The following is a 21,589-nucleotide window of genomic DNA, read 5'->3' as shown; positions in this document are numbered from 1 at the left end:
CGGGGGATCTCTTCGCCGCGAAGGCGACCGCGCAAATCTCGATGTCGGGGTGCTCGCGGAGCACCGCTTCGACCTCGCCGAGTTCGATGCGGACCCCGGCCACCTTGACCTGCCGGTCGACACGGCCGAGGTACTCCAGGACGCCCTCGTCGTTCAGCCGTACCGAGTCGCCGGTGCGGTAGATCCGGCCGGTGGGCGAGAGGGCGTCGAACGGGTCGTCGAGGAAGGCCGCACCGGTGCGTTCGTCGTCGGCGAGGTAGCCGCGGCCGACGCCGTGACCGCCGACGAACAGCTCGCCCGGCTCACCGGGGGCGCAGGCCGTCCATCCGTCCTCGCCGGGGCTCAGCACGTAGAGTGCGGTGTTGCCGATGGGACGACCGATCGGCAGATGCCGCCGATTCACGTCACCGTTCTGGACGACGTGGTGAGTGACATCGTCGGAGCACTCGGCCGGACCGTAGGCGTTGAGCAATTTCGCGTGCGAGAGAGCGTCCATGCAACGCCCGGCGAGCTTCGGTGGCAGTTCCTCGCCGGTGGCCAGCACCCATCGCAGAGCGGGTAGTGGATCGTCGGCGGCGGACCGGCCCAGCTCGTCGAGGACGAACCCGATCACCGTGGGGACCAGCTCCACGACGGTCGTCTGGAGTTCGGCGAGTTCCATGACCAGCCGTGCGGGGTCGTCGGCGTCGCGGAACACATGCACGGTCCCGGCGACCAGGAGCGGCGCCAGCATCTGCCAGATCGAGATGTCGAAGACCAGGGGCGCTGTCAGCGCCACGGAATCGCGGTGGGTGAGCCCCAGATCGTCCACCTTGGCCCACAGATGGTTGAGTAACCCACGCTGCTCGATCAGTGCGCCTTTGGGTACGCCAGTGGATCCTGACGTGAAAATGAGGTAGCAAAGCCGATCCGGCGACGAGGACGCTTGGGCGTCCAATGCGGCGGGAGGCATGTGCTCGGAATCTCCATCGCCGGCGACGACCGGCACGCCCGCCCGCCGCGCGGCGCCGGACACGGCATTGGCGGGGCCCGGTCTCCCCCCGAGCGCGGGGACGGCGACGGCGCCGCTACGGGCCAGCAGCTCGGTCGTACGCCGCTCCGGCCACCGTTCGTCCAGCGGCAGATAGACCGCCTGGCAGCGCTCGATCGCGAGGTAGGCCACGACGAGGTCGGCGGATCGCGGCCCGCAGACGGCGACGACGTCCCCGGACCGGCACCCTGACCGGAACCCCGGTTCCGCGGTGGTCCGACGTCACGAACTCCGCGCTCATCTCCCAGAAGCCGTTGGAGATACCTCTCATCGCCCCACCGCATCGGCTGCCCGGCGAACTCCGGTGGCGCCGGGAAGTAATCTGAGATCACCTCATGGAAGTGTGCGGTCCAGCTGCGCGGTGTCCAATTGCACATGCCCAGTACGCCTTCAGGCTTGCAGACTCGGGCGACCTCCGCGGCGGCCCTACGGTGACGTGGTGCGAACTGGATGCCGTACGCGGATGTGACCGTGTCGAAGGACCGATCGGGGAACGGGAGCCGCTCCACGTCCCCTTCCATGAACCGGACCGTCGAGCCCTGCGCGGTGGCTCTGCGGCGGGCGTCCGGGAAGAATTCAGCGGTGAGGTCCAGGCCCGTGACCGAGGCGCCCAGCCCGGCCGTCAGCACGGCGACGTTGCCGTTGCCGGTGGCGATGTCGAGGTGCGCCGCCCCGGACTGGTCGCCGAGCTGGTCCACTAGCCGGACCGCTCCAGGCCAGAGCAGTTCGGCGACCTTGGCATAGTCGCCGTACGACCACATGGTTTTGTTTATCTCGGTGAGATCGGCGATCCGTGGATCGGCGCGATGGAGATCTTCCGCAGTCAACGTCACGTCTCCAGGAGAAATCCGAGGCATTCAGAGCGAAGCCGATCGTTTGCATTCCGAACGTCGTCGAGGATTCCCTGCTCCTCTAGTCAATTATCCGAGTAGAATGTTTCCAGGTATCTGCCGGCAAGCTGCCGCCGGTCGAGACGGCAATGTAGGCGGTATTGCACGAAGAGCCACCCTGCCGAGAAATCTCCGGACCTGTCGTGCGCGCATGAACGTCAGGGTTGGCCGGATTGCCGTACTGATTTGGCCATCGATAGACCGGGTTATCCGAACATAACCTTCGGACTTCACGGAGACGGCTCAGCAGGTAGCCCCCGCGCTCATCTGGATCATCCACCATGACAGGCTCGGCGTCGAGTTCGGACAGCCGCCGCCGTGTGGCCTCCGGGGTCCGAAGGTCGATGACGGCGATGAGGTGGCAGTCGATCCGGCGCAATGCAGCGTCTGACGGCCGGGCGGCAGCCGCCGCCACCGCGAACCGGTCCGGAGCCGATGCTCGCGGATGAGATCGGCCACAAATGTGCGGGCCGAGCGGGACACATCAAGGGCAGCGCCATGGAATAGCATCCAGAGTTCCTGGTGGTCGAGGTCGTTGCTAACCCTCGGTCTGCCACTAGCTCCTTGTTGCTCACGCCGCGCGGACCGCAACCAGGTCGTGACCGGCAAGATCAGGATGGAAGGGGCTCAATGTCGCGAACGCCCTGGTACAAGTGGGCGCACCTGCCATCGAAGACCCGCCTTCCACGATCCGCCGCCGTCGCATCAACACATGTGTAGATCAGCGTCAGTGCGTGGCGGGGGACGAATTCCATTTCCCCTTCTTACGTTGTTCCTGTTGCTGAGATGCCGTGCGCGGAATCAATCCAGGCAGCATTGGACTGGAAGGCGCCTCCTCGGCCGCGAGGACGTGGTGGATCGGTGCTGGAGATGGTGATCGAGGAGGGCCTTAGGTGGCGGCTTTCAATGACATGCATCGGCTTCTGGCGCAGGCAGAGGCACAGGACGTACTCGACCACCGCATTCGTGTGGACGGTGCCCACCCCAACGTGCTGGACGGGCGGCTGACCAACCCGGATAGTGCCGTTTTCGTCTCCGATTGGAACGGTGCACATCCGTTCACCGGTATTTTCCTCGGGTCCTTCCTGACGCAGACGATCGAGTCGCTCGGCGGGCTGAGCAGGTACTCTCATCTGGAGGAGGACACCACCCTCCAGGAAAGCATCGCACGGCTGCATGCCGAGCGCTATGGCGAGCCGCTCCGGAGCAGCAGATGCTTCATCCCGGGCACTGGATCGGCAAGTTTCCTGACCACCCTGCTGTTTCGGGCCCAGCAACTCGGTCTCCGCCGGCTGTGCTATTTTCCTCCCGTCTACAACAGCGCGGTCCACCTGATTCGCAACATGGGATTCGCGGTGCGACAGGTCGCCGACGACGTCGACTTCGCCGATGATCCGGGGCTGCGGCTTCCGAACACCCGCTGCGTACTGTGGCTGACGGATCCAGTGTGGTTCGCCGGGCGCCGTGTACGGCGCGAGACCATCGACGAAGTGGCACGCTGGCAGCAGCGAACCGGCTCGCTGGTCTTCGTGGACGGGACATTCCAGTATCTGAACTGGGGTGCGGAGCGGCGCGAGTTCAGTTCCGATCTGGATCCAGGACTCACGTACCGGCTGGTCTGCCCGACCAAGGCCCTCGCACTGCACGGGTTCAGGTTCGCCTATCTCATCGTCCCCGAGCGGGATTCGAGCGAAATGATCGAACTCCACAGCATATTGCACGGGGCGGCCGGCATCGCGGACCGAACCTTCGCGCACCGTGCGCTGAAGACCCTCCGGGAGGGCGCGGGCAACGGTCCGCTGACCGAATACGCGAGGAATCGCTATCATGAGCTGATCGAATCGCAGGCATTCGAGGAATGGATTGCCCCGGAAGGCGGCTACTTCGTGTTCGGTCGTCCAGCCGCGCCTCCAGACACCCTGCACGGCATGGGGCCCGAATGCTTCGGCATGCGTGGCACGAAAGGCCACGTTCGCGTCAACCTGCTCAGCGAGCGCGGCTTCACGCACCTGAAGGATTGGGGACTCCGACAAGGATCTCCGAGGAGCGAAGGTGGGCCACATGCCGTCGCCAAATAGGGCGGCCGGAGCCTCGGCGAGGAACAGTGCAGGGAACCTCGACAGGCCAGACCGTCAACGATGGGAGCGTGGCGGCGACACGGAGATCAGTGAACGGGTCGAGCGGGTACGCGAGCGCATTTCTGCGGCGGCCGCCCGCGGGAACCGCGACCCGGGTGACGTCACGGTCGTCGCCGCGGCCAAGTTCCAGCCGGTTTCTGCGATTCTGGCCGCTGCCAGAGCCGGCCTGCACGATGTCGGTGAGAACTATCCGCAGGAACTCGATGGCAAGGCCCCGTCCATCCCGGGGGTGCGCTGGCATCTGATCGGCCGCCTGCAACGCAACAAAGTGAAGATCGCGGTTTCCCGCGGCGCCCTGCTCCATTCGCTCGACGGCCTTGCCCTGGCGCGGGCACTCGGACGGCGGGCATCGCAGGCGGGGACGACCGCCGAAGCGCTGATCCAGGTCGAGGTGACCGACCGTTCCGCGGCCCATGGCGTCCCGGCCGGTGATCTCCCCGGTTTCCACGCCGCCTGCCAGGAGATCGAGGGCCTGCGGATCCGGGGGCTCATGGTCATGCCCGCTCTCGGGGGACGGCCGGAGGAATCCCGTGCGGCTTTTGCACGTACCGCTGAACTCGCGCGGGTCCTCGGCCCGGGCTCCCGGGAGCTGTCCATGGGAATGTCCGACGACTTCGAGGTCGCCGTGGAGGAGGGGGCGACCCTGGTCCGTGTGGGCACAGCGATCTTCGGACCTCGACCGCACCGATCCGAAGGCTCGCACCGATCCGGCCGGTGAGGACGTCGCGACCCGGCGCTGAGGACGTCACAGCTCGGCGACCGCGGGGATCACCTCGTCACCGAGCGTCTCCAGCGGTGTGAGCCCTGCGACGCCGACGACCCGGCCGTGCGCGACGCCGATGCCCCGATCGGCGAGTCCCCCGAGCGCATCGATGATCGCGCCCACGTTCCGCTTCCTGTGGCCCACGTCGAAATTGAAGAGCACGGTCTTCTCGATCGCGTCATAGTCTGTGCCTTCGCGGGCACAGTGCTCGCGCAGCACTCGCAGCTTGCGGTCGAGCTCGGGACCCGGCTGCAGATTGCAGGACTGGCCATATTTCGCCACCAGCCGCAGTGTCCTCTTCTCGCCTTCTCCGCCGATCAGTATGGGCGGGTGGGGTTCGGTCAACGGCTGCGGCACATTGAGCGTGCGTTCCAGCCGGTAGTGCGCGCCTTCGAACGCGGCGGCATCATCGCTCCACATCCTCCGGCAGATCTGCAACGTCTCCTCGAGCCGCTCGAAGCGTTCGGCGACGGGTGGGAACGGCAGTCCCAGCCCGCGCGCCTCCTCCTCGAACCATGCGGCGCCGACGCCGAGCATGGCCCGGCCGGCGGACAAGACGTCCAAGGTGCTCACGATCTTGGCGAGGAGTCCCGGCTCGCGGTAGACCACTCCGGTGACCAGCGCCAGCAGCCGCACCCGCGAGGTCCGGCCGGCCAGGAAGCCCAGAGTCGTGTACGCCTCGAGCATGCTGTCATCGCGCGCGCCGATGTGGTCGACCTGCCAGAGGTGATCCATGACGCTGATCCGGTCGAAGCCCGCGTCCTCAGCCGTACGGGCGACGGTGGCCAGGTCCGCCCTCAGCCTTTCGCTCCCGCCGGGCCAGGCGAATTCCGAGATGTCAAGGCCCAGCTTCATGATCGGTCCACCTCGGGGATCACGCCGTCACCGGGCCGGTGGGCCCGGGCGTCAGCCAGTCCTGGTGACCGCCGTCGCCCGCACAGATCTTCTGATAGGTCTCTTGCAGGGCGGCGGTGACGGGGCCGGCCCGCCCGCGGACCGGGATGCCGTCTACGGACAGGACCGGTGCGATCTCGCACAAGGTCCCGGTGAGGAAGACCTCGTCGGCGGCGTACAGTTCGGTGCGGTCGACCGGCCGCTCCAGCGTCTCGTAGCCGAGATCGGCGCGGGCGAGGGTGAGCACGGTGTCACGGGTGATGCTCTCCAAGATCGAGGCGGTCACCGGCGGCGTGATGATCCGGCCATCGCGCACCAGGAACACCGAGGCGCCGCCGGTCTCGGCCACCTTGCCGTCCTCGCCGAGGAGGATGGGCTCGTCCGCCCCGCGGTCGGCGGCCTCCAGCCGGGCGAGCCGCAGGTTGTAGTAGTTGGCGCCGGCCTTGATCCGGGGCGGCATGGCCAGGTCGGACGGCCGTCGCCAGGAACTGACCGTGCAGTGCACGCCGGCTCGGGCGCTCGTGGCGGGCACAGGGAAGATCGGAATGAACGCCCTCGTCCGGACCTCCCCGGGGTCGGTGGAGTACTTCCCCTTCTCCAGCAGAACCGTCGGGCGCAGGTAGACGTGCTCTCGGTAGCCGAGGGCCGCCAGCAGTTCGCCGATGCCCTTGGCGAAGTCGTCGGCGGCGTACGGGCAGGGGATCCTGGCCGCCTTGAGCGAGCCGAGCAGCCGGTGCAGATGCCGGTCCAGGTGCAGGACGTGGTGCCGCTCGTCGGAGGGACGCCAGTAGCCGCGGAGCCCTTCGAAGACGTTGATGCCGCAGAGGGCGTCCGTCCAGACGTGGATCCGGGCGTCCTCCCACCGCACCACCGCTCCGTCGGACCAGATGTACTCCGGGGTGATCGCCTTGTTCGACATGCTCTGCCTCCGATCAGCCGACGTCGATGAGCACCTGGCCGAAGGCCTGCTGCCCGTCCCGCGTGAACTGGGCCGAGGTCGCCCTCGAATACCGGTGGTCGACCAGCTTGGTCAGGATGGGCGGCGGCACAGTGATGACATGCACGCCCGCGGCGGCCAGGCGCTGAACGTCGCGCGGCGCGCGGATGCTCCCGGCGATGACCCGGCTCGGCATCCCCCAGTCCCGCAACCACGAGCAGGTCTGCCCGACCACGCCGGAGCCGTCGTTGCCCTCGTCATCGATGCGGCCCGCCAGCAGGCTGACGTAGGTCGCCCCCGCCTTGGCCGCCAGCGCGGCCTGGCCGAACGACATGCACGCCGTGCAGTTGACGCGAACGCCCTCCGATTCGAGCCGGTGCACCACCTCCAGGAGCGGACGCCCGTCCCCGTCGATGACCGGAACTTTGATCACGATGTTGTCGGCCCACCCGGCGAACGTGCGGGCCTGCGCGAGCATCTCGTGGTCCTCGTCCGCGAAGACCTCGACGCTGAGCGGACGGGGGTGGATGGCGTTCGCCAGCCTCACCACTCCGTTCTGGAGCCTGGTCCAGCGTTGCGCCAGCAGGAGACTGGGATTGGTGGTGACGCCGTCGACCACCCCGTACCGGCTCCAATGGCGGACCTCGAGTTCGTCGGCAGTGTCAATGAAGATCTGCATCGAACGTCCTTTCCGTGGTGATGAGGCGCGCGGCGTCGAGGAGCGTTGCCGCGCGGAGGTCGGGCCACGCGCCGGTGTCCCCGGAGATCTGACAGTGCTCGCATTTCCAGTTGCCGATCCACACGTTGCGGCAGCCCGCCCGCCGGCCCGCTTGGAGATCGGTCAGCCCGTCACCGACCATCCATGACGCGGACAGGCCCAGCCGGAGGTCGTCCGCCGATTTCAGCAGCAGCCCCGGCTCGGGCTTCCGGCAGCGGCAGGCGACGCGGAGGTGCGGGAGGAGGGCGCGGGGGTGGTGCAGGCAGTAGTAGACGGCGTCGAGGAGGACGTCGTGCAGCGCGAGTTCGCGGCGCATGCGGGTGGTGATCGCATCCAAGGCCGGCAGCGTCATCTTGCCCTTCGCCACGGCCGGCTGATTGGAGACGACGACCAGCGCGTATCCGGCCTTGCCCAAGAGCCGCAGTGCTTCCGGCGCCGTGTCGGACAGTTTGAAGCGCTCTGGTGACAGCGGCGAATCCACCGTTCCGTGGTCGGGGTCGTAGGAGAGGTCGTTGATGACTCCGTCGCGATCCAGGAAGACAGCCGGTCTGCGGGTCATGGGACCATGGCCGCCGACAGCGATTCCCAACGGCCCCGCGTCCGGCTCAGCTGCGGATGGGTGACCGCCAAGTGCCACAGAACGGCCTGGAATGCCTCGGTGTGGGGAGTGACCGTCTCGCTGTTGACGACGGGCACGATCACGCAGGCGTCGGCGAGCCGCGCGGTCGTGCCTCCGTCGCGGCCCACCACCCCCAGCACCGTGGCGCCGCGAGCACGCGCGAACTCCAGCGCCCGGACCACGTTGACGCTGACCGGCGGATCGAGGGAGCCGCCCCCGACCGAGAACACGAGCACGGCGTCCCGGGCGGCGAGCCGGCTGTGGTCCAGCCAGGTGCTCAGCGAACTGTCCCAGCCGCGGTCGTTGATGAGCGCGGTCAGGCCGCTGACGTTGTCGGTGAGCGCGTAGGCCTCGATGTCCGCGAGGCCGCGCAGATCGGCGGCCGCGTGCGACGCGTTCCCGGCCCCACCGCCGACGCCCGCGACGAAGACCCTGCCGTTCCTGTCCCGCGTGGCCCGCAGGTGCTCGACGAGGGCGGTCACCTGGACGAGGTCGATCTTCTCGGCGATCCGGGCGACCTCGCTGAGATAGTGCCGGCTGTACTCGTCGGTCACGGTCGGTCTCCTCTCTGTGGGCTTGGGTCGCGCAGCAGCACGGTGGTGCCGTCGGGCGCGAACCTGAACGGGAACGGGCGCGGCCCCAGGGCTTGAACGGCGGCGCTGACCTTGTCCCGGAACGGCTCGGGAACGCAGAAGAGGAAGAAGCCGCCCCCGCCCGCTCCGAGCACCTTCCCGCCGAGGGCGCCGCTTTCGCGGGCGACGTGGTAGACGCGGTCAAGGTGAGGGTTGCTGACTCCTCCCGTCGATGCCCGCTTGGCCAGCCAGTGCTCGTGCAGCAGAGCGCCGAAGCCTTCGATGTCGACCCGATGGAGCGCCTCGGATATCTCGGCGCCGATCTCCTTGACCCGGTGCAGGTAGTGGGTTCTGTCGGCGGCCTGCCCCGACGCGGTGTCCGGCCCCGGTGCCGTGTCCTGCTTCGCGAGCAGGGCCTGGCTGTCACGGGTCTGGCCCGTGAAGAACAGCAGCAGGTTCTCTCGCAGGCGTTCGATGCCTCCGTCAGGCAGTCGGAGAGCCGCGGTCTCCACATGGCCTTCGGTGCCGATGCGGAGGACGCGGATGCCGCCGAGGGCGGTGATGTAGTGATCGTGCTTCCCTACCGGACGCCCCAGGCAGCCGTGCTCGACCTCCCATGCTTCTTCAGCGAGCACCGAGGGATCGGTCCGCTGGCCGCGCAACGCGTCGAGGGCATGCAGCAATCCGACGGTGAAGGCCCCGGAACTTCCCAGGCCCGTTCCGGCCGGGACGCCGCCCAGCGAGACGATCTCACACTCGCGCCCCAGCCCCCGCCGGCGGAGGCAGTGCCGGACGAGCGGCTCCTGGAGCGACTCCGGGCCGGCGACCGTCTGCGTCGACTCGTAGCTGAAGCGCGTCCGGCCGTCGAGCCGTCCTTGCCGGACCGTGACATAGACCCACGCGTCGATCGCCGCGCTGACGAGCTCGCCCCCGAAGCGCCCGGCGAAGTTCGGCAGGTCGGTGCCGCCACCGCCGAGCGAGATCCGCAACGGGGTCCTCGTGACGATCACCGGTCGGCTCCGAGCAAGGCCGGGACCAGCCGGCGCGCGGCGAGGGCCACGGCCCTCGCGGGACTGTGCGCGGCCTGCCAGCCGAGTCCTGCGGCCTTGGCGACGTCGAGTTCCACGACCGGCTGGTCTCCGGGCCACGACAGGCCGTCGCCCGCCGTGCTCACCACGGGGGCCAGTCCCATCTCCCCGGCCACGATCGACGCGACGGTCAGGACGTCGAGACTTCCGTCGGCTGCGATGTTGACGACGTCGCAGGGTGCCTTGCCGGTCAGGTCGTGTGCGTCCCGCAGCGTCGCCATGCCGTCCAGCACGTCGTCGACGAGCACATAGCTCTTGCGCTGCGTTCCCGTGCCGAGGACGGCGAGCCGCTCAGGGTCGGCGCTCAGCTTGAGGATGAAGTCCCGGATCACACCGCGGGGCATGCCGCCGCCGACGACATTGCCCAGCCGGAAGATCCAGGCGCGCAGGCCGAAGAGGTGGCAGTAGGCACTGATGAGGGCCTCCGCGCCGGCCTTCCCGGCTCCGTAGAGAGAGGTCGGCAGGGTGGGGCCGTGGGTCTCGGGCACGGGACGCGGCGGTTCGGCGCCGTACACGGCGCTGGTCGACGGGAAGACGATCTCGGGCGTCCCGGCGCCCCGCATGGCCTCCAGCACCGCACGGGTGCCCATGACCGACGAGGCGAGGTCCAATCCGGTCCGGCGGGCACCGCCCGGTATGTCGGCACTGGCCGCGAAATGCCAAACGACATCGACCCCTTCAATGGTTTCTCTCAGTCGCCCCTCATCACCTATGTCGATCTGACGATAAGTGACCTTGGCGCCGTTAAGTGCATCCGTAACGTCCAGTGCGTCATCGAGGGCAAGCTGATCTACCGCGATGACATGATGCCCGTCGCGAACGAGGCGGGCAACGGCGTGACTCCCAATGAATCCGGCCGCGCCGGTGATCATCATCAGCATCCTGGGAGCCCACTTCCTTGGAGTTTTACCTCTGCTTTGCTTTGTATTCGATAGTGTTCCCAGACGTGTAGGGCGCATATTGTGGGCGGGTCGACGATCTCGCCCGCAAGAATCATCCGATTGAGCTCCCGTGCGGGGACGGCCCTGACATCCGAGACGTATTCCCCGGGGCAGGGTCCGAGAGTTTCACGGCCACCGGGATCGACCAGTGCGACTCCGAACGTCTGCGTTGCCCAGTCGCCGGCCTCGTACAAGCCGTTCAGCAGCACCGTCACCCGGTCGGCCCGCCAGCCCGTCTCCTCACGAAGCTCGCGCGCCGCGGCCCGCGCGAGGTCCTCGCCGTCCTCGACCCCGCCCTGCGGCAACTCCCACAGCCACCGGCCCGCGGCATAGCGGAACTGCCGGAGCAGGATTATCGAATCCGCCCTGACGGCACAAAGAACGACCACGAAGGGTGCCCTCTCAACCACGCCAAATAGCGAAACGTGGCCGTCCGGTTCAACAATCCTGTCTTCTCGGACCCGCATCCATGGCGTGTGGTGGACCGTCCGTGACGAAAGTGCCGTCTTCGGCCGCTGTTGTCCGCTCACCTGACAGCTCCCGGCAGGATTCTCGATTCCGATGCGAGAACCGTAGCCCGATCATCCGGCGGGGTCTCCTAACCATCGTTGACTGAATCCCTGCACCGGTGTGCAGCAATAACTCGGCGAAACGGCCGGATGTCGACAGCGGACCTCAACGTCTGTTTCGGGTCCTCCGGTGCGGGTAGTCGGCCTGTCATCGCGCCCCGCCTCGTCGACCGGCAAGGAGAAGCATGGATCAAATCCGGGTTCTGATTTGCGATCACCAGCCTCTGTTCCGGTCCGGCGTGCGCGCGATGCTTGAGCGGGACCCCGGCATTCAGGTCTTGGCGGAGGTCAGCGGGCGGGAGGTCGTCTCCTCCGCGAGACGGACGCGGCCCGACGTCGTCGTCACCGACATCGATCTGCCGCTGGAACGCGGGCTGGACGTGGTGCGGCGCCTGGCGCGGCCGGACGAGGGGCGGCCCGTCCCCGTCCTCGTCCTGACCATGCTGCTGGAGGACCGCTGCGTGTTCCCGGCACTGCGCGCCGGCGCGTGCGGCTTCCTGCTCAAGAGCGGCAGCCTGGAGGAACTCTACGCAGGGGTCCGCGCGGTGGCCGATGGGGGAGCCGTGCTCGCTCCCGCCGTCGCGCGCCGCCTGCTCGACAAGGTCATCGCGCACCTGCCGAACAACATGGAGAACGGCCAGCGGCTCGTCGACCGGCTCACGCCACGAGAGCGCGAGGTCCTCGACCGGGTGGCACGCGGCGAGTCGAACCGGAGGATCGCGCGCGACCTGAACCTTTCGAACGCCACCGTGCGCTCGCACGTCCACCATGTGCTGACCAAGCTCGGAGTGGAGGACCGGGCCCAGGCCGTCGCCTTCGTCTACCAGGCCGGGCTGCTCTCATCGGTGAACGGTCGAGGCCTGGAGTCCTGCGGCCTCCGCTAGGTCGCGGCGCTGCTGCCCGAACCACTCGCGCGGTGGCGCCCGCACGGCCGCCTCCCGTACGAGCGCGGCGCGTTCCGCGCGCTCCTCCGCCGTCATGTCCAAGGCGGCCGCCATCGCGTCGGCCAGCTCGGCGGTGTCGAACGGATTCACCATCAGCGCGCCGGCGGCCAGGTCGTCAGCCGCTCCTGCGTTGCGGGACAACAGGAGGGGAGCGTCCTTCTCGTTGATGACGGGACCTTCCTTGGCCACCATGTTCTGGCCGTCCCAGAGCGGGTTGACGACGATCATGTCAGCCAGGGACAGAGCTGCGAGCGAACGCGGGTAGTCGTCGTCAGTGGCCAGCCGGACCGGTGTCCACCGAGAATCACCGAAACGCGCGTTGATCTCGGCGACGGCGCTGTGCAAGTCCCCGGCATAGCGCTGGTATTCGGGGACCTGCTGCCGCGACTCGTAGGCCAGCACCCAGTGGACGATCCTTCCGCGCAGCTCGGGCCTGCGCGTCAGCAACTCCTGGAAGGCGCGGAGACCGCGAAGGATGTTCTTACTAGGTTCGAGCCTGTCGACGCGCACCACGACCACGGCGTCGCCTGACATCGAGGAAAGACGACGTCGGCCGGCGGCCACGGCGGGCGCGGCGGCGGCCCGACGCAGCTGGGTGGCGTCCACCCCGAGCGGATACGAGCGGACCTGGACGCGTCGACCGTCCGGAGCCAGCACCGCCGCGGAGTCGACCTGGTGGCCGAGGGCCGCGCAGCAGCGCAGGAAGTTGGCCGCCCACCTCGGAACCTCGAAGCCCAGCAGATCCGCGCCCAGCATGCCCTCGATGAGCTCGCGGCCGGTCGGCAGCACCGCGAAGTAGTGCGGATCAGGCCAGGGACAGTGGGTGTAGTGCGCGATCTTCAGATCCGGCCGGGAGCGTCGCAGCGCACTCGGCGCCAGGGCCAGGTGGTAGTCATGGACGAAGACCTCCGCATTCGTCGCGGCCGCATCCGCGCACGCTGCGGCATAACCCTCGTTGACCGTCCGGAAGTGCTTCCAGGCCGCCCGGAAGGCACCGTCGAAGGCCGGACCACGCGCAAGGTCGAACAGGCAGTGGTTCAGCGGCCAGAGCACACGGTTGCCGATTTCGTTGTAGAAGGCGTCGTAGACCTCTTGAGCTGGGGAAAGCAGCCGGAGACGGATACGCCCTTCGGGGAGCACCACCGTCAGCATGGGCCGGGACGCGGCAACCCTCCGGTCCGCGTCCGACATCGACGCGGCGATCCAGACACCGCCGCCATCGGCGAGCGCGGGGCCGATGGCGGTGACCAGGCCGCCTCCACCGCGGCGCGGCACCGCCGTCTCGTCGCTGTCACCGGTGAACTGGACCGGCCCGCGATTAGACGCGACGACCAGGGAGGCTCCCATCAGCCGGGCAGCCGTCGGGGGACTGGTTCCGGCACCTGGACGGTCGTGCGCTCGGCCACCGACCGCATCACCGCCTCGATGACGTCGTAGGTACGGGCGACGTCGTCGAGGTCGGTTCCTTCCGTCGGGGCGTCCGAAGTGACGGACTCGGCGAAGGCCGCGAACTCCTCCGCGTACCCGTACCGTCCCCAGCCCCGGTAGAGCTGGCCTGGCTCCCAGCAACGGGTCGTCCGATCTCGGATGCCTCCGGGGGTGCCGGTCCACGTGGGCTGGGCGGTGACGGTGACTCGCTGCATGGTGTCCATCTGCCACAACGACCCATCGGAGGCATGCCCCAACGCCGTCACATCGTAGGCGTCCGACCCCGTCACCAGCGTGACCGCGCCGGCCCGATCACGAGCGGCGCCCTCGATCCACAGGTGCACCGCCAGCCGGCCGTCGCCGGTGTCGAGTTCCCGCGCATGCGCCTCGCCGATCGGGCCCAGCATGGAGGACGCCCAATCGATGGGGTGAATGAAGCCGTCGTAGTAGGCGTTCTCCCGGAGCGACAGGCCCCAGTCGCCACGCCAGGATGGTTTGAGGTCGATGAAGGGCAGCGTGACGGTCATGTTCAGCAGCCGGGTATGGGCTCCCCGCCCGGCCAGCCATTCCCGGACGACCTGAGTGACCGGGGCCCGGCGCCACATGAGGCCGCTCATGACCGCGCACCCGTGCTCGGCGCCGACCTCGGCGAGCCTCCGCACCGGTGCTGCCGACGTCCCGAGCGGCTTCTCCACGAAGACGTGTTTGCCCGAACGGACGGCCGCCTCCGCGAGCGGCACGTGCGTCGCGGGAGTCGTACTGATGAGCACCGCGTCCACCTCGGGGTCGCCGAAGACCTGCTCTGCCCGCTCCACGAGCCGGACACCGGGGAATCGGCATCCCGCCTCGGCGCGGAGTCCGGGATCGAGCTCAGCGATCTTGCGGATCGACAGCCGTGGCTCGGCGATCACGTTGGGCAACAGGTACCGGCGGAAGTGGCGGCCGAAACCCACCACTCCCAATCTCACCACCGGCTTGTCAACCATGGGCTCGTCAACCATGGGATCCCGCCTCCAGCGCATGCGCGTAAAGGTCCGCCAGACCGGCCGCCAGGGGCGTGGGCGGCAGCCAGCCGAGCCGAGTCCGGATCTCGTCGTCGGGGGCGGGGGCAGGGAAGACCCGGCCACGCTCCGACTCCGTGATCGGCAGCGGCCGCTCGGACATGCGGGCGAGGATCGCGGTCACCTCGCCGAGAGAGGCGCGTTCGGTGGACGCGATCAACAGCGGGGCCCGATGGTTGGACCGCATCAGCAGGTACAGCCCGTCGACGCAGTCCTCCAGCGCGCAGAAGGCGGTCGCGGCGTCGGTCCCCACGTCGAAGACCCCGTTCGGGGACGCCGGTACCCCGGCCGCCATGAGGGCCAGTTCGTGCACCGGCGAGGCTGCGGCTTCGCCGGCTGCCTTCCAACGACCGTAGACATTCGCCGGCAACGCGACCCGTGACTCCATTCCCGTGCGCCTTTCAAGATCTTGAAGTAGCCGGGTGGACTCCCGCTGGGCCGCGCAGCACGGGTGATCGGGGCCAGGCTCATGGTGGACGCAACCCGGCGCCGCATACAGGTAGCGGTGAACGCCGGCCTTCGCCGCCGCCGCGGCCAGGTTCTCCGTCCATTCGATCTCGAGTTCGGGCCCTCCGGCGGAGCCCTGCTCGTGTGCCCGGCCGTCCGGCGGTCTCTCACGAGCCATCGGACCGTCCAGCGCGTACACGTGCCCGACCCCGGCGGTTATCTCCCGGGCGCCCTCGAAATCGGTCGGCTCCAGCCGGACGGTCTCGTTGGCGGGCCCGGCATATTCCCGGTGGTCGACGGCGCGGACCCAGAAGGCCCGCCTCCGTAGATACTCCACAAGACGGCGACCCACCAGGGTCGCTGCTCCGGTGACCAGCACACGTTCCATCACCGCACCTCCGCCTTGCGTCCGAGCACGGTGTCCATCACCCTGTTCGCCCGTACCGCGGCGGCGGCGGAGCCCACCGGGGTCGGCCGGTCTGCGAGCGCTGAGACGATCTCCTCGACGAACGGCGTGTACACGTGCGGTGGATCCGGGCAGGAGAGGCGGCGGGAACCGAAGTCGCCGTCCAGTTCGATCCGGTGGTTCCAGTAGATCCGGAGCCGCATCCTGCCTCGGGTGCCGACGATGTCGAGAGCGTCGTCACGCATGCCGGTGGCGAAGCACCAAGCTCCCGCACCAAGGACACCTGAAGCCGTCCGGAAGGACATCACGACGTCACCCTCAGGCAGCCCGCCCGGCCCGGAGCGGACGTGTCCGGACACCTCGTCGATCGGGCCGCACAGGAAGTCCACCAGGTCGACCACGTGGCACCCGAAGTCCACGAAGAACCCACCGCCGGACACTTCTGGGCGCACCCGCCACTCCGTGGCGGGGTCGGGGGCCCAGTGCAGCCTCGGATGGCAGAGCCGGTAGTGCACGCTCGTCACGGTTCCGAGGACGCCCGCGTCGATGATCTCTTTCGCCTTGGCGAAACGTGGCAGGGCCCGCCGGTAGTAGGCGGCGAACAACGGCAGGCGCGCGGCTTCGAAGGCCCCCGCGAGCGCTGCCGCCTCCTCCTCGTTGCGGCCCATGGGCCGCTCGACCAGGAGGGGCTTGCCCGCCGCGCAGACCTCCAGACCGTATTCGAGGTGCATGTGAGGCGGCGTGGCCAGGTAGACCGCGTCCACATCGCCGTCCCCGATGAGCGCGCCGGCGTCGCCGTGCCATCTGCCCACTCCGTGACGGCGCGCGTAGTCTTCGGCTTTCGACGTGTCCCGCCGCATGACCGCCGTCACTTGACTGCCGGACACTTGCCGCAGGGCCGGCCCGCTCTTGACCTCGGCCGCTTCACCGCAGCCCAGGATGCCCCATCTGATGGTCACCGGCCCACGCCTCCTTGGTAGCCGAGGCTCCGGTTCACCTCTCCGGCGAGTCGCTCGAACGTTCTGAGGTCACCGTCGTCGAGGTCCCGTCGCCAGTCACGAATGTCCCCTCGAAGGGGTTCAGCGAGGTGCTCGTGGTACCGCGGTCGCTCGTGGCGCAGAACCTCGTCCGCACGCCGGTGAAAACCCAGCATGCGGGACTCGTAGTTCAGCCCCAGGAACTCGCAGATCTCGCTCAGCGTCTCCTCCGGTTCGGCGACGAGCCGCTCATATCGCGACTCCATGTATCGCTGTGGGCCCAGGCGGTGGCCCGCCCTGAGACCGGCCTCAAGCCAATCCCGCCAGTAGCGGACCGCGCCGGCGAAGTCGTCCGGCCCCCACGGCGCCTGTTGCAGAGAGCGCGCTGCGTCCCTGCCGTCTCGGACGAGGTGGACGAAACGAGCCTCGGGGAACCTTTCCGCGATATGGGTCATGCGGAATATGTAGGAGGGAGACTTGTCTCCATACAGGCGCTTGCCGCGCAGCCGGGCGTACAACGCGAACAAGGACCGGATCGCGTCGGCGTAGAAGATCGGGTCAGCCGCGCGCAGTCCCGTCACCACCTCGTTCTCCGAGAGCTCCCAGCGCTTGAACCACCGGTGCTCGATGAATGCCTTGGCGAACGCGTCGACGTTGAGGGTCCCGTCGTCGCGGCGGACGAACGCCGCATCCAGCTCGGTCACGACGTGCGACTCGTAGAGGACGGCCAGCTCCGAGTGGCAGTCGAGCATGCCCCGCAGCACCGTGGTCCCCGATCGCTCCGCGCCGACGATGAGCACGAACGGGTCCGCCACTCATCTCACCCCTTGCCGCGCGAGCCGCCCTGCCGAGACCAGTTCGTCGAACTCCCGGTAGCCGGACAGCGAGCCGATCTCGAAGAACCGGGTCCCGACCTCGAAGGCCGCGAGATCGCCACGGGCGATCAGAGGCCGGAAGATCTCGCCCAGGTCGCTGGGGCGACCGGGTGGCAGCGCATCGACCAAGCCTCGTTCCAGCACGGCGACGCCGTAGTCCACATGCTCATACGTCCCGGCCTCGGCCGACTTGTCGTACTCGACCACCCGGCCCTCATGGATCCGTATGTTGCTGCGCTCAAGCGCGTCTCCGTTGCGGTAGACGGCCATCAGCGCCGGCTTCCGAGAGGTCTCATGGGCATGCGTGATCGCACCGAAATCGACAGGTGTATAGGTGTCTCCCAGTAGGACGAGGAAGCGCGTGTCCAAGCGGGGAAGGGCCAGGCGGAGGCACCCGGCCGTTCCCAGCGGAGTGGCTTCGGCAGTACTCGTGAGGGGGAGCCTGCCTGCCGGCCGCTCCGCGATGAACCTTTCGATCTGATCCGCATGCCGTCCGAGGCAGAGGTGGACGGATGTGACGGCTTCGCAGGACTCAAGGAGGTCCAGGACCCAGGAGAGGAAGGGACGGCCCGCGACCGGCAGCAATGCCTTCGGGCGCTGACGGGTGAGCGGCCCCATCCGCGTCGCCGCCCCACCGGCGATGATGGCGACCTGCATCATTCCGTCCAAGGATCGACGAGACGCAGGATCGTCCACAGGCCGCGTGAGGCATGTGGCGGCGCCGGCGGAAACAGGTGACACATCATTCCGGCCGCGACCGCACCCCCGTCGCTCAACGGGTTGTCCCCGACCATCAAGGTCTCTTCGGGAGGAGATGACAGTTCCGCGCAGGCCAGCCGGAAGAAGTCCGGATCAGGCTTCTCCATTCCGTGCTCGCACGACAGCGTGAAGGATTTGACATGGCCGGCCAAGCCATAGTGTTCGAAGGTTTTCCGCAGATCCCAACCGGTGTTGCTGATGACGCCGACCGGGACACCGATCCTGGAGAGTTCGGCAAGCGTGGCGGCGGTGTCGCGGTAAGGGTGCCAGCCGCTGGGATCCAGCAGTCGTTCGTAAAGCGCGTCGGCCAGCTGCTCGTCCACGCCGCCCGCATGCAGCCAGAAAAGCGTCGCGCTGCGGTGCGCCTCCGGAGACCGGTCCCGGCCCTTCTGCCCCTCGACGACATCGGGAAATTCTCTGGCCGCATTGACCTGGGTCAGCAGGGTCTCGATCTCGGGCAGGGCCGTATCGCGTCCGATGCCAGTGCAGGCCGCACCGATCCAGGACTCACCGGCCTCCACCTGAAAGAGCGTCTGGTGGAAATCAAAGAGGACAGCTCCGACCGGGGTTCTGCTCACACCTGCCCCTTTCGATGTTCTCCCTTCAAGCGCCACAGTACGAATTCGTATGAGCAACCGTCGCCTGACATTCGCTGAGCGTCACCTAAACAGGTGTTGAGCAATTATGGTCAGGACTCCACGGGGGCCCTATCGAGCGCCAGGCACGTCACAGGGTCCCGAATCGGCCTCACGGAGGCAGTGCGCCAGCGGAAGAGTGGCGAGCACGAGCGCCGCCGGAAGCAGCAACGCGACGCGGAGACCCGCGTCCTCCGTCAGGCCGCCCACCAGCGCGGGGGCGACGAACGACCCCACATAGCCGACCATGGAGACCCGAGCCACGGCGCGTGCCGTGTCAACATCGGGCAGGCCCCCCGCCGCCGCCAGCGTCAGCGGCAAGGTCACTGATGCGCCGATGCCGAAGACCGCGAATCCAAGGAAGCCCCCGGCCACCTGATCGGTCACCGTGCCGGCCGCCAGCCCGAGCCCGCCGATCAGTGCCGCGACCCGGAAGACCCGCACGGCGCCATAGCGTCTGACCAGCCGGTTGCCGACCAGGCGACCGAGGGCCATGGCGGCGAGAAAGGCCGTGACGACGGCACCCGCGACCCCGGGTGAGGCATGCAGGACGTCCCTCAGGTACACCGCGCTCCAGTTGTTGGCGGTCCCGTCGGCGAACGTCATGCAGAACGCCATCACGCTGAAGAGGACCAGCGGCCTGCTCCAGCCCCGCCCCGTCCGGTCCCCGGACCTCTCCCCGTCCGTCCGGTCGGCCTTCCCCGGCAGCAGCCGCGGGCCGATGACGAACGAGAGCACGAGCATGACCGCCCCGACCATCGGGAGATGCAATGCCCGGTCAACCGACTGGTGAGCGGCCAACGCGCCGACCGCGGAGCCGACAATGCCCCCGATCGGGTGCATTGCGTGGAAGGCGGACATCAAAGGACGCCCCAGCCGCCGCTCGACGACGACGCCCTGCGCGTTCATGGCGACATCGATAACACTGTTGGCCAACGCGAACATGGCCACGGTCGCACCGAGGGCTCCAAGGCCCGGAACGAAGCCCAACACCGCCAAGGCCATTGCGAACAGCGGAATCGACCAGCGGACCGCAGGGCCGCTTCCGATGCGGACCGCCAGCGCTCCTCCGACCCACAACCCGGCGACCGCGGCGCCCTCCAGGCAAACGAAGGCCACGGCCAGTTGGGCGTCGCTGAGCGAGAGATCCCGCTTGAAGTCGGGTATGCGCGCGGCCCACGTCCCAAAGGCGAGGCCAACCAGGAAGAAGACACCTCCGATTGCGATACGCGCACGTTCCATTGCACGCTCAGAGAGCTGCACCTGACTGGTCGACATGGTTGACCGATCGTACCCCCTGCGCCTGTGACCAAACTCTATGCTCACCGTTGCAGTGGGCCCGGGGCATGCCAATTGCCCACACGACGCAATTCCCATGACCTTGCCGCGCAAATCATGGCGGTCACAGCATCGGCGGCTCATAGGATCAGCGACAACTCGCGGAATGGCTCCTACCGGGCTCAGACGGACAACGCCGTCAGCGATCCCGCATGGCAAGCCGGTTTCTGAAGAGCACTGGATTGTTGCCAACGCTCAGATGATTCGAGGCTGGGCACCCGTACCCACGGGCACCCATGGCTTGCCGGCAGGGCGGGTAAGTCCGTCATCAGCGAGCACCGTGATCAAGATGCGCCTATGAGCTTCCTATGAGACCTATTCCTACCGCTGCAACGGGTGATCTTCGAGAGGTGCTGGATCCGCCGACGCGGACGGCCGCTCGGCAATAATGCTGGCTGCGCCATCACCGGCTGGCCATCACTACTCAGGCCAAGTACCGATCCCACCTGGACACCCATCTGCTGCCGCAGTGGGAGGACTGGCCGTTCAACCACCACCTGGAGATCCAGGGCTGGGTCAACCGGGTACCGCGGGTTCGTGCCGGCGCTGCTGGACGGCTACACCGGCGCCCGCTGGTCGGAGCTGGTCGGGCGGCAGCCGCACGAGTACGACGAGATCAACAAGGCCATACGGATCGCCGAACCCCTCGCCGAGGCCCGCGGACGGCTGGTCAAGGTTGCCGTACTGGTGACGGATGCCTGTTGGTCGATCCCGGTATCGGATCCCTGCGCGGGGTCGGGGGCCGGATGTGGTTGGCGCCGCCCAAGAGCGCGGCCGCTGCCCGGTGGTTCGATCTACCGCTGGTCCTCGGCAGGCACCTGGAGGAGGTCGTGGACGGCCACCGCCGCGAGCAGGGTGCTTCACCAGCCGGGAGGGGAGGTGGCTGCGCCGGTCCGGCTTCGGGCGCCGCGTCTGGCGTCCGGCCTGCGGCGGTGACCTAGGCCCCGGCGAGGGAGTTCTGCTGGTCGTGCTCGGTGCGGTCCTCACGGGTTGCGGTACCACCACAAGGCCGTGCTGGATGTGCTCAAGGTGGGTGGGTGGTGGGCGATACTGGGATTGAACCAGTGGCCTCTACCGTGTCAAGGTAGCGCTCTCCCACTGAGCTAATCGCCCTTGCGTGTACTGCGAGGTGGAGACGGGATTTGAACCCGTGTACACGGCTTTGCAGGCCGTTGCCTCGCCTCTCGGCCACTCCACCAGAGCGAGGCCGTCGCGGCCTCTCAGAGCGGACGACGGGATTCGAACCCGCGACCCTCACCTTGGCAAGGTGATGCTCTACCAGCTGAGCCACGTCCGCTTGGCGGTCCGAGGTGCCCCTCGGCGCGCACAATAACTCTAGCGGAATCCCGGAGTGGTTGCGTACAGGACGGGATCGGACTCGGCGGCCTCGGCGTGCAGGGAGTTCCAGAAGGCGAGCTCCTTGTCCTCCTCCAGGTGGGCGATGCGGCCCCAGAACTCGCGGTCCTCGGCCTCGTGGGCGGCGGCGAGGGACAGGACGGGCATCATCGTGGTGCCGGCGTCGGCGGCGTCGAGGTCGGCGGCGGTGACCTCGGCGGGGAG

General features: G+C 68.1%; 21 protein-coding genes, 3 tRNA genes and 3 pseudogenes. 4 read left to right on the top strand and 23 right to left on the bottom strand.

Annotated features, from left to right (window positions below; translation table 11 throughout):
* Positions 1-37 precede the first annotated feature (37 nt).
* From E1298_RS50075 to E1298_RS51675, 3 genes and pseudogenes are all read right to left on the bottom strand, one after another.
* Positions 38-1,213: pseudogene (locus tag E1298_RS50075) on the bottom strand (amino acid adenylation domain-containing protein); the annotation flags it as partial.
* 191 nt (positions 1,214-1,404) lie between these two features.
* Positions 1,405-1,791 (bottom strand): annotated as a pseudogene (locus tag E1298_RS51680) (class I SAM-dependent methyltransferase); the annotation flags it as partial.
* Between the two features lie 151 nt (positions 1,792-1,942).
* Entirely contained in the window at positions 1,943-2,335 is a 393-nt protein-coding gene (locus tag E1298_RS51675; protein ID WP_424923052.1) for a pyridoxal-phosphate dependent enzyme, read from the bottom strand.
* A 478-nt stretch (positions 2,336-2,813) separates the two neighbouring features.
* On the opposite strand from E1298_RS51675, the gene E1298_RS02110 reads away from it, so the two are divergent.
* Positions 2,814-3,998, top strand: coding sequence for an aminotransferase class I/II-fold pyridoxal phosphate-dependent enzyme (locus E1298_RS02110; protein WP_131889019.1), 1,185 nt, complete (start codon positions 2,814-2,816; stop codon positions 3,996-3,998).
* The gene (locus E1298_RS02105; RefSeq protein WP_243725344.1) at positions 3,982-4,776 is read left to right on the top strand and encodes a YggS family pyridoxal phosphate-dependent enzyme; all 795 of its coding nucleotides are present in this window, start codon (positions 3,982-3,984) and stop codon (positions 4,774-4,776) included. Before E1298_RS02110 ends, E1298_RS02105 begins: the two co-directional genes overlap by 17 nt.
* Before the next feature lie 27 nt (positions 4,777-4,803).
* On the opposite strand, the gene E1298_RS02100 is transcribed toward E1298_RS02105, so the two are convergent.
* Genes E1298_RS02100 through E1298_RS02065 form a run of 8 tightly spaced genes read right to left on the bottom strand, consistent with a single transcriptional unit; the run spans position 4,804 to position 11,120 of the window.
* A complete protein-coding gene (locus E1298_RS02100) occupies positions 4,804-5,676 on the bottom strand; it encodes an LLM class F420-dependent oxidoreductase (RefSeq protein ID WP_131889017.1) in 873 nt (290 codons plus the stop codon).
* 19 nt (positions 5,677-5,695) lie between these two features.
* Positions 5,696-6,634, bottom strand: a complete 939-nt coding sequence (locus E1298_RS02095; RefSeq protein ID WP_131889016.1) for an aminotransferase class IV — start codon at positions 6,632-6,634, stop codon at positions 5,696-5,698.
* Positions 6,635-6,647: 13 nt separating this feature from the next.
* Positions 6,648-7,331 (bottom strand): transaldolase family protein, encoded by a 684-nt coding sequence (locus E1298_RS02090; RefSeq protein ID WP_131889015.1) that lies wholly within the window; start codon positions 7,329-7,331, stop codon positions 6,648-6,650.
* Positions 7,315-7,929 carry a D-glycero-alpha-D-manno-heptose-1,7-bisphosphate 7-phosphatase gene (locus E1298_RS02085; protein ID WP_131889014.1) on the bottom strand — a complete coding sequence of 205 codons (615 nt, stop codon included), beginning with the start codon at positions 7,927-7,929 and terminating at the stop codon, positions 7,315-7,317. Before E1298_RS02085 ends, E1298_RS02090 begins: the two co-directional genes overlap by 17 nt.
* Positions 7,926-8,543 (bottom strand): SIS domain-containing protein, encoded by a 618-nt coding sequence (locus E1298_RS02080; protein WP_131889013.1) that lies wholly within the window; start codon positions 8,541-8,543, stop codon positions 7,926-7,928. The genes E1298_RS02085 and E1298_RS02080 overlap by 4 nt, the downstream gene beginning before the upstream one ends.
* Positions 8,540-9,571, bottom strand: a complete 1,032-nt coding sequence (locus tag E1298_RS02075; protein ID WP_131889012.1) for a GHMP family kinase ATP-binding protein — start codon at positions 9,569-9,571, stop codon at positions 8,540-8,542. The genes E1298_RS02080 and E1298_RS02075 overlap by 4 nt, the downstream gene beginning before the upstream one ends.
* Positions 9,568-10,530, bottom strand: a complete 963-nt coding sequence (locus E1298_RS02070) for an NAD-dependent epimerase/dehydratase family protein (RefSeq protein WP_165975255.1) — start codon at positions 10,528-10,530, stop codon at positions 9,568-9,570. Before E1298_RS02070 ends, E1298_RS02075 begins: the two co-directional genes overlap by 4 nt.
* On the bottom strand, positions 10,524-11,120 hold the full coding sequence (locus E1298_RS02065; RefSeq protein WP_131889010.1) for an NUDIX domain-containing protein: 597 nt from the start codon (positions 11,118-11,120) through the stop codon (positions 10,524-10,526). Before E1298_RS02065 ends, E1298_RS02070 begins: the two co-directional genes overlap by 7 nt.
* Positions 11,121-11,344: 224 nt before the next feature.
* On the opposite strand from E1298_RS02065, the gene E1298_RS02060 reads away from it, so the two are divergent.
* A complete protein-coding gene (locus E1298_RS02060) occupies positions 11,345-12,043 on the top strand; it encodes a LuxR C-terminal-related transcriptional regulator (protein WP_131889009.1) in 699 nt (232 codons plus the stop codon).
* Here the strand turns inward: E1298_RS02060 and E1298_RS02055 are convergent.
* From E1298_RS02055 to E1298_RS02020, 8 genes are all read right to left on the bottom strand, one after another.
* Positions 11,999-13,450, bottom strand: a complete 1,452-nt coding sequence (locus E1298_RS02055) for an alpha,alpha-trehalose-phosphate synthase (UDP-forming) (RefSeq protein ID WP_131889008.1) — start codon at positions 13,448-13,450, stop codon at positions 11,999-12,001. The two genes, E1298_RS02060 and E1298_RS02055, sit on opposite strands and share 45 nt — an antisense overlap.
* On the bottom strand, positions 13,450-14,517 hold the full coding sequence (locus E1298_RS02050; protein ID WP_165975253.1) for a Gfo/Idh/MocA family protein: 1,068 nt from the start codon (positions 14,515-14,517) through the stop codon (positions 13,450-13,452). The genes E1298_RS02055 and E1298_RS02050 overlap by 1 nt, the downstream gene beginning before the upstream one ends.
* 7 nt (positions 14,518-14,524) lie before the next feature.
* Positions 14,525-15,427: an NAD-dependent epimerase/dehydratase family protein gene (locus E1298_RS02045; protein WP_131889006.1), complete on the bottom strand. Its 903-nt coding sequence runs from the start codon at positions 15,425-15,427 to the stop codon at positions 14,525-14,527.
* Positions 15,427-16,404 carry a Gfo/Idh/MocA family protein gene (locus E1298_RS02040; protein WP_131889005.1) on the bottom strand — a complete coding sequence of 326 codons (978 nt, stop codon included), beginning with the start codon at positions 16,402-16,404 and terminating at the stop codon, positions 15,427-15,429. The genes E1298_RS02045 and E1298_RS02040 overlap by 1 nt, the downstream gene beginning before the upstream one ends.
* Complete coding sequence (locus E1298_RS02035) at positions 16,401-17,237, bottom strand: sulfotransferase family protein (RefSeq protein ID WP_131889004.1); 837 nt, start codon at positions 17,235-17,237, stop codon at positions 16,401-16,403. Before E1298_RS02035 ends, E1298_RS02040 begins: the two co-directional genes overlap by 4 nt.
* Complete coding sequence (locus E1298_RS02030) at positions 17,238-17,957, bottom strand: NTP transferase domain-containing protein (RefSeq protein ID WP_131889003.1); 720 nt, start codon at positions 17,955-17,957, stop codon at positions 17,238-17,240. It lies immediately after the preceding gene.
* Positions 17,954-18,634, bottom strand: a complete 681-nt coding sequence (locus tag E1298_RS02025; protein WP_165975251.1) for an HAD family hydrolase — start codon at positions 18,632-18,634, stop codon at positions 17,954-17,956. Before E1298_RS02025 ends, E1298_RS02030 begins: the two co-directional genes overlap by 4 nt.
* A 129-nt stretch (positions 18,635-18,763) precedes the next feature.
* Complete coding sequence (locus tag E1298_RS02020; RefSeq protein WP_165975250.1) at positions 18,764-19,969, bottom strand: MFS transporter; 1,206 nt, start codon at positions 19,967-19,969, stop codon at positions 18,764-18,766.
* Positions 19,970-20,566: 597 nt separating this feature from the next.
* Between E1298_RS02020 and E1298_RS02015 the strand changes: the two genes are divergently transcribed.
* A complete protein-coding gene (locus tag E1298_RS02015) occupies positions 20,567-20,965 on the top strand; it encodes a hypothetical protein (RefSeq protein ID WP_131889000.1) in 399 nt (132 codons plus the stop codon).
* Between the two features lie 102 nt (positions 20,966-21,067).
* Here the strand turns inward: E1298_RS02015 and E1298_RS02010 are convergent.
* The 4 genes and pseudogenes from E1298_RS02010 to E1298_RS01995 all read right to left on the bottom strand — a co-directional run.
* Positions 21,068-21,142, bottom strand: a tRNA-Val gene (locus E1298_RS02010).
* A 14-nt stretch (positions 21,143-21,156) separates the two neighbouring features.
* Positions 21,157-21,227 (bottom strand) — tRNA-Cys (locus E1298_RS02005).
* Positions 21,228-21,253: 26 nt separating this feature from the next.
* Positions 21,254-21,326 (bottom strand) — tRNA-Gly (locus E1298_RS02000).
* A gap of 38 nt (positions 21,327-21,364) precedes the next feature.
* Positions 21,365-21,589, bottom strand: a pseudogene (locus E1298_RS01995) (CHAP domain-containing protein); the annotation flags it as partial.

The sequence above is a fragment of the Actinomadura rubrisoli genome (genome assembly GCF_004349215.1).
Lineage (GTDB): Bacteria > Actinomycetota > Actinomycetes > Streptosporangiales > Streptosporangiaceae > Spirillospora > Spirillospora rubrisoli.
The sequence above is the reverse complement of the archived record's forward strand: the minus strand, read 5'-3'. Positions and strand labels throughout refer to the sequence as shown.